This window comes from Candidatus Dadabacteria bacterium, assembly GCA_026706695.1.
Classification (GTDB): Bacteria; Desulfobacterota_D; UBA1144; order Nemesobacterales; family Nemesobacteraceae; genus Nemesobacter.
Map to the genome: position 1 here is coordinate 1 of JAPOYE010000113.1, position 10,810 is coordinate 10,810.

11 protein-coding genes, 1 rRNA gene and 1 pseudogene are annotated in these 10,810 nt (G+C 47.5%); 5 read left to right on the forward strand and 8 right to left on the reverse strand.

What is annotated here, in order from left to right; all coding sequences use genetic code 11:
* Window positions 1–62: 62 nt before the first annotated feature.
* The 5 genes from OXG10_08835 (at window position 63) to aroF (ending at window position 3,932) form a co-directional block, all read left to right on the forward strand.
* Window positions 63–530: a TIGR00725 family protein gene (locus tag OXG10_08835; protein MCY3827459.1), complete on the forward strand. Its 468-nt coding sequence runs from the start codon at window positions 63–65 to the stop codon at window positions 528–530.
* A 29-nt stretch (window positions 531–559) separates the two neighbouring features.
* Window positions 560–1,087 carry an adenine phosphoribosyltransferase gene (locus OXG10_08840; GenBank protein MCY3827460.1) on the forward strand — a complete coding sequence of 176 codons (528 nt, stop codon included), beginning with the start codon at window positions 560–562 and terminating at the stop codon, window positions 1,085–1,087.
* A gap of 3 nt (window positions 1,088–1,090) precedes the next feature.
* Window positions 1,091–2,191, forward strand: a complete 1,101-nt coding sequence (aroB, locus tag OXG10_08845; GenBank protein MCY3827461.1) for a 3-dehydroquinate synthase — start codon at window positions 1,091–1,093, stop codon at window positions 2,189–2,191.
* Window positions 2,192–2,199: 8 nt separating this feature from the next.
* Window positions 2,200–2,808, forward strand: coding sequence for a tRNA (guanosine(46)-N7)-methyltransferase TrmB (gene trmB, locus OXG10_08850; protein MCY3827462.1), 609 nt, complete (start codon window positions 2,200–2,202; stop codon window positions 2,806–2,808).
* A gap of 104 nt (window positions 2,809–2,912) precedes the next feature.
* On the forward strand, window positions 2,913–3,932 hold the full coding sequence (aroF, locus tag OXG10_08855) for a 3-deoxy-7-phosphoheptulonate synthase (protein MCY3827463.1): 1,020 nt from the start codon (window positions 2,913–2,915) through the stop codon (window positions 3,930–3,932).
* Window positions 3,933–3,946: 14 nt separating this feature from the next.
* On the opposite strand, the gene purN is transcribed toward aroF, so the two are convergent.
* The 8 genes and pseudogenes from purN to OXG10_08895 form a co-directional block, all read right to left on the reverse strand.
* Window positions 3,947–4,549 carry a phosphoribosylglycinamide formyltransferase gene (gene purN, locus OXG10_08860; GenBank protein ID MCY3827464.1) on the reverse strand — a complete coding sequence of 201 codons (603 nt, stop codon included), beginning with the start codon at window positions 4,547–4,549 and terminating at the stop codon, window positions 3,947–3,949.
* Window positions 4,550–4,586: 37 nt separating this feature from the next.
* Window positions 4,587–4,702, reverse strand: a 5S ribosomal RNA gene (rrf, locus tag OXG10_08865).
* Window positions 4,703–4,747: 45 nt separating this feature from the next.
* Window positions 4,748–6,232 carry a sigma-70 family RNA polymerase sigma factor gene (locus OXG10_08870; protein MCY3827465.1) on the reverse strand — a complete coding sequence of 495 codons (1,485 nt, stop codon included), beginning with the start codon at window positions 6,230–6,232 and terminating at the stop codon, window positions 4,748–4,750.
* On the reverse strand, window positions 6,229–8,022 hold the full coding sequence (gene dnaG / locus OXG10_08875) for a DNA primase (protein ID MCY3827466.1): 1,794 nt from the start codon (window positions 8,020–8,022) through the stop codon (window positions 6,229–6,231). The genes OXG10_08870 and dnaG overlap by 4 nt, the downstream gene beginning before the upstream one ends.
* Before the next feature lie 71 nt (window positions 8,023–8,093).
* Window positions 8,094–8,282, reverse strand: coding sequence for a 30S ribosomal protein S21 (gene rpsU / locus OXG10_08880; protein ID MCY3827467.1), 189 nt, complete (start codon window positions 8,280–8,282; stop codon window positions 8,094–8,096).
* A gap of 91 nt (window positions 8,283–8,373) precedes the next feature.
* Window positions 8,374–8,562 (reverse strand): hypothetical protein, encoded by a 189-nt coding sequence (locus tag OXG10_08885; GenBank protein MCY3827468.1) that lies wholly within the window; start codon window positions 8,560–8,562, stop codon window positions 8,374–8,376.
* A 36-nt stretch (window positions 8,563–8,598) separates the two neighbouring features.
* Window positions 8,599–9,489 (reverse strand): annotated as a pseudogene (locus tag OXG10_08890) (divergent polysaccharide deacetylase family protein).
* 12 nt (window positions 9,490–9,501) lie between these two features.
* The gene (locus OXG10_08895) at window positions 9,502–10,641 is read right to left on the reverse strand and encodes a S41 family peptidase (protein ID MCY3827469.1); all 1,140 of its coding nucleotides are present in this window, start codon (window positions 10,639–10,641) and stop codon (window positions 9,502–9,504) included.
* Window positions 10,642–10,810: the final 169 nt, after the last annotated feature.

Sequence of the window (10,810 nt, forward strand, 5' to 3'; positions counted from 1 at the left end):
TTGGGACCTGTGATTCTAACTGTTTTATACAAGCTTGTTAAACGCAGCACGGTGAAACTTTAATGGAAACGATCATAGGAGTAATCGGAGCAGCTAACGCAAGTGAGAAGGAAAAAAGAACTTCGGAAGAGGTCGGAGTTCTTATTGCCAAAAGAGATTCTTTTCTGCTTTGCGGCGGAATGGGAGGAGTTATGGAAGCCGCGTGCCGAGGAGCAAAATCAGCCGGAGGCACCACAATCGGGATTCTCCCCGGCCCCGAAGCCTCCTTGGCCAACAGATTCATCGACATACCAATAGTTACAGGGATGGGTGAAGCAAGAAACGTGATAGTAGCAAAGTCAAGTCATTCCATAATCGCCATTGGAGGCAGTTTCGGCACCCTGTCGGAGATATCGTTCGCACTTAAGTCCGGAATTCCGGTTATCGGGCTTGACACCTGGGATGTCTCTGAGGAAATTATCAAATGCGAAACCCCGGAAGAAGCAGTGAGAACAGCCTTTGAGCTATCCTCCCTCAGGAAAAGGGCCTGATGAAAACCTCCCCGAACAAGCAAAAAGAAATGGCACTGGAAGAGATAGGAAGTTACATAAGACGCGTTCCCGATTTCCCGAGCAAGGGAATACTCTTCTACGATATAACCACGCTGATTAAAAACGCCGGAGCTTTTCAAAAATCCGTTGACATGATGGCGGAAATCCTCGCCGGTAAGGAGATAACCTCATTTGTCGCGCCCGAGAGCCGAGGTTTTATCTTCGCTTCCGCCTTATCCTATAAGCTTGGAAAAGAATTGATCCTAGTGAGGAAGCCCGGCAAGTTGCCAAGCGACACCGCAAGCGTTTCATATGATCTTGAGTATGGAAAAGACGTTCTGGAAATTCACAAAGACGCGATAAACGGTAAAAGCAGGGCAGTGATCGTCGATGATCTTCTGGCCACGGGGGGAACGGCGCACAGTACCGGGCGCCTAGTGGAAGAACTAGGCGGAAGCGTCGCCGGGTACCTCTTTCTTGTAGAACTCACGGGACTCAAGGGGGCCGAGGCTCTTTCCCCCCACCCGGTCTGGTCCCTACTTAAAATGCCGGGGTAAAAATTGAAAAAGATAGAAGTCAAAGTCAGGTCAAACGAAGATAATTCCTATGAAATCCTGATCGGCCAAGGTCTTCTGAGCCAGATTGCCGGCGATCTGGTCGAGGCATCCATAGCTCATTCCCATGCCCTAGTAACCGATTCAAACGTGGCGGATCTCTATGGAGCAAAACTTCTGAGCGATCTTGGGGAAGTGCTCCCAGAAGTCAGTATGATTGTTTTTCCGGCGGGAGAGCAAAGCAAAACCAGAGAAATCAAGTCCTTCATAGAAGACAGGATGCTCGAATCGGGATTCGGCAGGGACTCTTCGGTCGTAGCACTCGGCGGCGGGGTCGTGGGAGATATAGCAGGATTCGTAGCCGCCACTTACATGAGGGGAGTACCCTGCGTTCAGGTGCCGACAAGCCTAGTTGCCTGCGTTGACAGTTCGGTGGGAGGAAAAACTGCTGTAGATACCCCTCACGGAAAAAACCTCATCGGTTCCTTCTATCAACCATGGCGGGTGTATGTGGACACAGACATGCTTAAAACCCTCGAACCGAAGCAACTCGCGGAGGGACTCGCCGAAATAATTAAATACGGTGTAATAAGGAGTGAGGATTTCTTCCAGTACCTAGAAGCAAATATCGAGAAAATCTACGAATTCGACAACGCTACACTGCTCGAGGTGATAGAGACAAGCTGTAGGATCAAAGCGGAAGTGGTCGAGAAGGACGAAAAGGAGCAGAGCCTGCGGAAAATCCTTAATTTCGGACACACGGTCGGCCACGCAATCGAGCAGCTATCTGACTATACAATCTCCCACGGAGAAGCGATTTCCGCGGGAATGGTAATTGAGGGAAAAATCGCTCTCGGGGAAACAGGGTGGAACGAAGAAGAACAGGGCAGGCTCACCCTTCTTCTGCAAAGAGCGGGACTTCCTACTGAGCCTCCACGCGGGGTAAACGTGGGGAAAATAATCGACGTCATGAAGATCGACAAGAAAGCCAGAAAAGGCAAGATAGAAATGTCGCTTCCCGAGTGCATAGGCAAGATGAAAGAACATGAGGGAGATTACGGAATAAGGATCGGGGAGCAGACCATAACTTCCGCTTTTAGATCCTGACACGGAAAATGAAGTTAACCGGCCCCGCGGTGGACATCTCTTTGTTTTCGCTTCCCATCGGCAAAAAAGACATCTTCTGCGACGAAAAACCCCTAATACTTGAGATTGGCTTTGGAGAAGGAGAATTTCTCATAAACGCAGCGCAGTGCGACGCAAGCAGAAACTACCTTGGTATCGAGATCAAGAGAGGAAGGTTCCGAAAAGCGGTGCGTGCTGCGGAAAAGCTCTCCCTGGAAAACTTAAAATTCCTCCACGTTGAGGCTGAGATCGCACTCAGACAGGTCTTCAGAGAAAGAATGTTTGATCTTGTCTTGGTGAACTTCCCCGACCCCTGGCCGAAGAAAAAACATTCAAAACACAGAATGTTCAACCGGGAATTTATAAGCTGCCTGGCAAAAGTGCTTACGAGAAGCGGGAGAACCGTAATAAAGACCGATCAGTTGAGCTACATTGAGCAGATAGTGTCCGAATTCAAAAGAAGTCGCTTGTTCCGTCCCGTGCACCCTCCACCCGGTTTCATCGAGGCTCGAAGAGAAGAAACAGAAACGAAATTCGAAAAACATTTCAGGGAAGCCTCGCAAAAGATATTCAGTGCCGTTTTTCTAAATCTTCCCTAGCAAACAAGCTCAATACGTCGATATGTAAAAACATTATAATTGACATTAAGAATGTTCTATGTATTAAGTTTGTCCGTTCCGCACAAAATATGGAGGTTTTTTAAATGATAGTAGTAATGAAGCAAAGGGCAACCAAGGAAGATATAGACAAGGTCAAATCCGTTATAAAGGAACTTGGCTATTCGCCGCATCCAATCGAGGGAATTCTCAGGACTGTCATCGGAGTGGTCGGAGATGATAGAGGAAAGCCGCATGATCTCGACGTTCTCAAACAGCTACAGGGAGTCGAAAAGGTCGTTCCTGTGCTTCAGCCCTACAAGCTAACAAGCAGAGAAGTGAACGATGAAACCTCCGTTTTTAATGTGGAAGGCGTTACAGTAGGGGACAGGAATATCCCCATAATCGCAGGACCGTGCTCGGTTGAAAGCGAAGAACAGATAATGACAATTGCAGCTTCCATAAAAGATTCAGGGGCGTCAATGCTCAGAGGCGGGGCGTTTAAGCCCAGAACTTCTCCCTATTCTTTCCAGGGTCTTGGAAAAGAGGGACTGGAACTTCTCATCAAGGCAAAAGAAGTGACCGGACTGCCCATAGTAACCGAAATAATGAGCCCGGATGACCTTGAACTGGTCGAGGAATACGCAGATGTGCTTCAGATCGGAGCGAGAAATTCCCAAAACTACTCACTTTTAAGACATGTCGGCAAATCAAAAAAGGCCGTCCTGCTAAAACGGGGGATGTCAACAACCATAAACGAATTTCTCATGTGCGCAGAATATATACTGTCAGAGGGCAACAGTAACGTAATGCTCTGCGAACGCGGGATAAGGACCTTTGAGACTGCGACCAGAAATACTTTCGACCTGAACGCTATACCGGTACTCAAGGAAAAGACCCACCTGCCTGTTTTCGCCGACCCTAGCCATGGAACCGGCTACTGGCAGTACGTAATTCCGGTAACTTTAGCTTCAATAGCCGCCGGAGCGGACGGAGTAATTGTCGAGGTTCATAACAACCCGGAGATCGCCGTTAGTGACGGGGCTCAGTCGCTTAAACCGAAAACATTCAAAAACCTGATGCAAAAAGCTGCCCCCGTTGCCGAAGCCATTGGAAGAAGCATTTAGAGATTTCTCGGATCTCAGAAGGAAATCAGGACTTTTCTTCCACTGAGAGTCAGTTTCCCCTCACAGAAAAGCCTTATAGCTTCAGGCAGTATCCTGTATTCCTCAGTATGGACTTTCTCAAGCAGAGTCTCTTCCGTATCTTCCTCCGTAACCGGAACAACAGCCTGAAGAATAATGGGACCCGAGTCAACTTCCTCTCTCACGAAGTGGACAGTACAACCCGTCTTTTTCACTCCGTAGTCAAGTGCCTGTCTTACTGAATTTGTTCCCGGAAAAGAAGGAAGCAAGGAAGGATGAATGTTGATGATACGGTTCGCGAAACGGCGTAAGAAATAAGGAGTAAGTATCCTCATAAACCCGGCAAGCACGACAAGGCCTATGTCATATCTGTCGATTTTCGCGACTATCTGTCTTTCGAACTCTTCCCTTGATTCAAAATCCCTGCTGTTTACGAGTTCCACAGGAATACCCTGTTTCTTAGCCCTCTCAATCGCCATGACTCCAGGAGTATCACAGACAACCACGGCTATATTTGCGGATTCTATGCCGGAATCTATCACCGCCTGAAGATTTGTTCCGCTTCCGGAAACAAACACGGCAACGTTGGTCTTTGACATCGCAGGCACCGGAAACTTGAGAAAGCAAGGGAAGAAAAAAGGGCAGCCACCTACTTTCCCACTCCTGAAAGGAGCAGTATCATCAGCCTATAAGGACTTAACTTCCGGGTTCGGGATGGGACCGGGTGCTTCCCCTTCAGCATAGCCACCCTAGAAAAAAGAAATTACCACTGAAAAAGATAATGTCAAGCTAGAATATCAGTCAGTATTAAAACCCCGTATTGGAAGAGCTCTTCCGAACCTTTTGAGCTTCTTAATGGCCTTTACCTCGATCTGCCTTATTCTCTCGCGGGTAACGTTCAATTTTTTTCCTATTTCTTCAAGGGTATATTCCTTGTCCTCATCTATACCAAAACGCATTTTAACAACTCCTTCCTCCCCGTTGCTGAGGTTGGTGCAGAGCGCGTTGCGCATGATCCGGTTCAATTCTTTGGTTTCGAGCATGTCAAGCGGAGAAGTGGAAGCCGGATCCGAAATAATATCCATTAGCCTGCAGTCGTCCTCGCCAATCGGGGACTCCAGAGAAATCGGGTCACGTGACACCTTCATGATTTTCAAGACCTTATCAAGAGGTATATCCATTGCCTCGGCTATTTCTTCCGGTCTGGGTTCCCTCCCTAATTTCTGCATCAGGGATCTCGAGATCTTGTTTAGCCTGTTTATATTTTCGGTCATGTGAACGGGAATCCTTATAAGACTTCCCTGATCGGCTATTGCGCGTGTAATTGCTTGCTTTATCCACCATGTGGCGCAGGTTGAAAATTTGTATCCCATTCCATGTTCGAACTTTTCAACCGCTTTCATCAACCCCATATTGCCTTCTTGAACCAGGTCGAGAAACGGCAATCCTCTGTTAACGTATTTTCTCGCTATACTGACTACAAGTCTAAGGTTGCATTCGATAAGTGTTTTTCTGGCTTTTTTGGTAGCCTTCTTTGCTCTTTCAAACCTTCTAAGCACCTTTTTAAGAGAAGCGATTTCCTCCTCGGAATATTCAGATTTCGAACCATTGTCAATCGAATCGTCTGAACCATCCATCATGCAGTCACAATCCCCGCCCTCAATCCTGTCCACATATTCGACGGCCAAGTTGTATATCCTGTTGGCCTGCGTAGAGGAAAAATCGATTTCGTCAAGAAGTTCTACGGTCCGTTCGTTATTCTTTCTGATTTGCTTAGAGATCTTGGCTCTTTCGGTATCTGAAAGAGTTGGAGTATCAAGTTTTTTTCTCAGTTCTTCGGTCTCAGCAAAAAGTTCTCTGATTGAAAGAAAGTTCCTTGCGGAGTTTCTATATGCTTCGCCGTCAGCGGGGGATTCCATGTCCTCGCCCTGGTAGCCCGCACCGAGTGCCCCTTCTTTTATCTCTTCTTCGAGCTTGAGAACCTTTTTCATCATGAAGGGGTTCTCTATTATCATTCTCGCGATTATTTTTTTGCCTTTTTCAATCTGTCTTGCTATCTCAACCTCTTCCTCCTTGGAAAGGAGGGAGTGCTGCGCAATAGCGAGAATGTACGATCTTATAGGGTCTTGGTCGGAATCATTGCTCTTTACGTGTTTGAGCTTATCTTCCGCTCGAGAATCAGGCGGGGCATTTTGAAAATTCTGTGCGGACTCAGAGAATTCCCCTTCGTCCTGCCCGTCGATTTCGCTCCTCAACCCGTTAGTCTCGTCGTTTGGATTCAACTTGCAGTTCCTCTTATGGTCTTTTCCATACTCACCAGATCCCTGTATTGCTCAACAAGTTTTCTTTCAAGGGTTTTATCCGAAGAATCACGCTGCTTGCGGATTCTTTCTATTACTTCATTACGCTTAAAAGCTATATTTCTCAGTTCAAGCTCCTTCACGCAATCGTTTAGTATTTTCTCCGAAGTCGTGTCGTCTATCAAATCATCCGAAGAAAAAACTAACTCGCTCAGCAGTTGCTGCATCTCGACTTTCTCAAAAGAACTCATCAGGGAGGAAACTTCGGTAAACTCCCCTTCACCCACACGTTTGAGGATAACCTTTAAATCGCCATTTTCAAAATGCCTACCAATATTCTCAATCTTTTCGGCGCTCATCAGGTAGGGAAATTTAAGCAGTATCCTCACAATTTCTCTCTCGTGAATGCTTTTTTCCGGAATCAAGGTCGTCGGTGCGAGCGACCCGCGGTTTCTTCCCGGATTCGAGGTTTTTACCAGAGAGAGAAACTCAGACTCCCTTATCCCGAAAAGCCCCGTTACCTTGGAAACAGCTTCAGCCCTGCGGACCGGATCCTTTATTTTTGAAACCAAGTCCACAAGAAATTTTATCGACTCTCCGGAAGACATTTTCTTTTCCCTGTACCTTGCGAAAGTGTCGTCAATAATAAAATCTGAGACATCAACGGCGGCCGCGATCAGCTCGGCGAGACTCTCAGGTCCGTACTCCTCCAGATAATCATCGGGGTCGAGGCCATCGGGAATACGGCAAATACTTGAAGAAATCCCCTGCTCAAGAAGAATTTCTCCGGCCCGGACGGCGGAACGTATCCCAGCGGTATCACCGTCGTAGACAATCACCACCTCCTCACAGAAACGTCGCAGAAATCTGGCGTGCTCATTCGTAAAGGCCGTTCCCAATGTGGCAACCACATTGCGTATTCCATTTGCGTAGAGTTTTATGAAGTCCATGTAGCCTTCAACCAAAACGGCTTTCCGTTTTCTTCCGATTTCACTTTTCGAGTGGTAAAGTCCGTAAAGAACGCTCCTTTTGTCGAAAACAGGGGATTCAGGGGAATTCATGTATTTCGGCTGTTTGGATTCGTCCTCGCTCAGGGTTCTGCCGCCGAAACCGCAAATTCGTCCTGTTATCTCGGTTATGGGAAAAATAATTCTGTTTCGAAACCGATCATAGTGCCCGCTTCCGCTCTCCCTCGCAACGACAAGACCAAGCTCTTCGAGTTCCTTGACACCGATATTATTCTTTGAAGCGAATTTCACGGCGGCATCCCATCTGTCGGGGACAAAGCCGAGTTTGAATTCCTCGATTATCTCCGAGCTGATTCCCCTTGATTCTAGGTACTCTCTAGCCCGCGCGGAGTTTTTTCCTGAACTGCGGAGGTTATTGCTGTAAAACGAACAGACAAGAGAATTTATCTCAAAAAATCTCGCCGAAGTGGCCTCTTTTTTCTTCTCACTTTTGGTGCGCGGACGCGGAGCCGGGAGCCTGACTCCAGCTTTCTGCGCAAGTTCTTTTAAGGCTTCGGGGAAACTTATATTGCTGTATCTCATCAGGAAGCCGAATACATCTCCTCCGGCTCCGCAGCTGAAGCAATGGAAAAAACCCTTCTCATCATTTACGTGCATGGAAGGGTTGTTGTCGTCATGGAACGGGCAGAGCCCGATATGGTTCTTTCCAGATTTTTTAAGGGAAACAAAGCCCTGTATGACATCTACTATGCTGAGCTTTGCCTTTATATCCGCTATCGCTGATGTGAAAGAAGAGTTCTTCATTCAAAGCGGCTTAATCGGGGGGGGGGCCTTCAGAAATAACTTTCGGTGAAAACCATGCAAATTGAGACGGTTTACCTTCTTTTCCTACTTGAACTGCGCTTTTTGGCGGCAAACAGCTTCTTTTTTTTCTTTTCGCTCGGTTTTTCGTAGTATTCTCTCTTCCTTACTTCAGAAAGAACCCCACCCTTTTCAACCTGTTTCTTAAACCTTTTTAAAGCGCTGTCAATACTTTCGCTGCTACCTACTGTTATTCCTGGCAAAAAATCAAAACCTCCATACTCATGGGGGTGAAAATCCTAAAGGATAAAAAAAAGGTTGTCAAATCACCCGCCGACCGCTCTTTCCCGCCGACTATTTCGATTGTTTTTCCAGAAGCGGGAATTTTCCAACCATCTCACGGTTCTTTCTTATCTCTTCCTCGATTCTGCGGGCGTTTCCTTTCTCGAATTCATGGTCGTAGGGCTCCTGGGAAACCCTCTGCTCTTCCAGTCTGCTGTTCCAAGAATCCCGCCTGTTTCTGATTTCATCCACAAGTCCCATGACAATCCTCTTTCAGGTGATTTCTCCGCAACCGTTTCAGTTCAAAGCGGCCGCCGATATTTTTATAAATTCAACCTTTTTTTCAATCTTGGGCATATACTCCGCAAGAGCATCTATTGTCTGCGGGTAAGGATGGCCTATACCTACCGCTATGCCTTTTTCTCAGCGATCCTTACCAAGCGGTCAAAGCTGCTTCATAGTATACTCCTTGCCCCGCTCGCTCTGGTCAATAAAAACATCCCTTTTAAGCACCTTTACTCCAAGCCGCCTCGCTACGCTGTATCCGCGGGAGTCGGGGGTCGTAAGACTGTCAACAAAGTAAAGATCCCTAGCCTTCAGTTCCCGCATTATTGTTTTTACCGGCTCTTCATTCTCCATGAACTTGGAGCCCATATGGTTGTTGACTCCAACTATGTTGGGGACGGCCATGATGTTTCTCCTGAGCTCCTCCCTCATCTGGTCCATTGAGAAGCCGAGCAGCAAGACTCCTTCTCCAGCGTCATCGGCCGTATAACCGGAGGCATACTTGGGCTCCATGGGAAGGTGGAGAATCACGTCCTTTCCCCCGCGGTAAGCAGCGCGCGCAGCGTACAGGGAATGAGGAAGATGCGGAAGCACGGCTAAGTTAAGCGGCTGTTTGATCCTGAGTATTCTGTCAATCGACTCCTTGTCATTGCCCAAATCATCTATTATGAGGACGACTCCCGGACGCCGGGGCTCTTTCTCCTCAATCTTATCCGTCGCAGTAGGCGTAGCCTCCCGGGGTGACCATCCGTCAAAAAATCTTTCGATATGCTTGAGGCCGAAAATCGAAAAGGCGAAAAAGAAAACTAGGACCAGAACTGCGTGGGTAAGCCTTGCCGTGCGTTTTTTATCGCCGGTTTTTGCCGTAGACTGTCTTTTTCTCGTCCGCTTCTTCTGACTCAAGCTCCTATCTCCTCACATGTGCTTTACAGTTTCCAACGCCCTTGCAAGCTGCGGGTCCGAGGGGGCATCCTTGTCGCCGCTTTCAACAAAAATATCAGGCTCTATGCCCTTGTCATCTATCAAAATCCCCTTGGGGGTGAAAAGCCTCGCCGTGGTTATCTTCACTCCTGTTTCCCCCGAAAGTTCTATTACAGACTGAACTGAACCCTTGCCGAATGTTCTCGTACCGACTATCTTCGCCCTGCCGCTGTCTTTAAGTGCTCCGGCAAGAACTTCGGAAGCACTCGCACTCCCCCGGTTTACGATTACGGCAACGTGATTGGTCGGTATATCCATCCCCTCCCTGGCGAAATACTCCTTCGAAGTCAGTTCAGATCTTCCCTTCACGTTCAGGATAAGCCCTTTATCCAGAAACATGTCGCTAAGCGCAAGCGCCTGTTCAAGCAATCCTCCGGGGTTGTTCCTGAGGTCAAGCACAAGTCCTCCGAGCTTCGCACCGTTTTCCTCCTCAAGTCCCTTGTAAGAACTGAGAAACTCATCCGCAGAATCCCTGTGGAACTGCGATAGCTTTATATAACCTATATCTTTTTCGATTAACTTGGACTCGACATTTCTAAGTTTCACTATCCGTCTTGTGATGGTGAACTTATGGGTTTCCTCGGTTCCACCCCTTCTGACAACGATATCAACTTTAGTTCCTTCTCTGCCCCTTATGCGGTCCAGAGCGTCAACTATGTTGGTCTTCTCGGTACTTTCTCCATCTATAGAGATGATCACGTCTCCCGATTTCACGCCGGCTTCCTGCGCAGGACTTCCTTCAATCGGAGATATCACGGTCAAAAACCCGTCGCGCACCGTAATCTCGATTCCTATGCCCTCAAATTCCCCCATAGTTCCTATCTCAAGGTTCCTCAAGCCCTCGGATGAAAGGTAAACCGAGTAGGGATCAAGGGAATCGAACATGCCTTTTATGGCGCTTTGGGTCAGTTGCTCGGAGGAAACCTCTTCCACATAGTTTTTCTCTATAAGGTTCAGGGCCTTTGCGAAGTCGGAAAGGCCTCTGTACGTATCTTCTTTTGCGAGAAGTGGGGTTGAAAAAAGAGAAGCCGGAATTAACGCGTATACTATGAAAAAGAAGCGGAACTTTGTCATTGCGACCTACGTTTCCTGTAGTTTACCTGAAAGGATTTTTTTTGGACTAAGCAAGTAAAGCAGGGTTTTCGCCCTTGATGAAAAAGGGGAAATAAGATAGGTTTACGGTAGATCAGTGACATGCCAATGGTGGTTGTGAACAGTGATGACATCAATGCTTATGCCGATG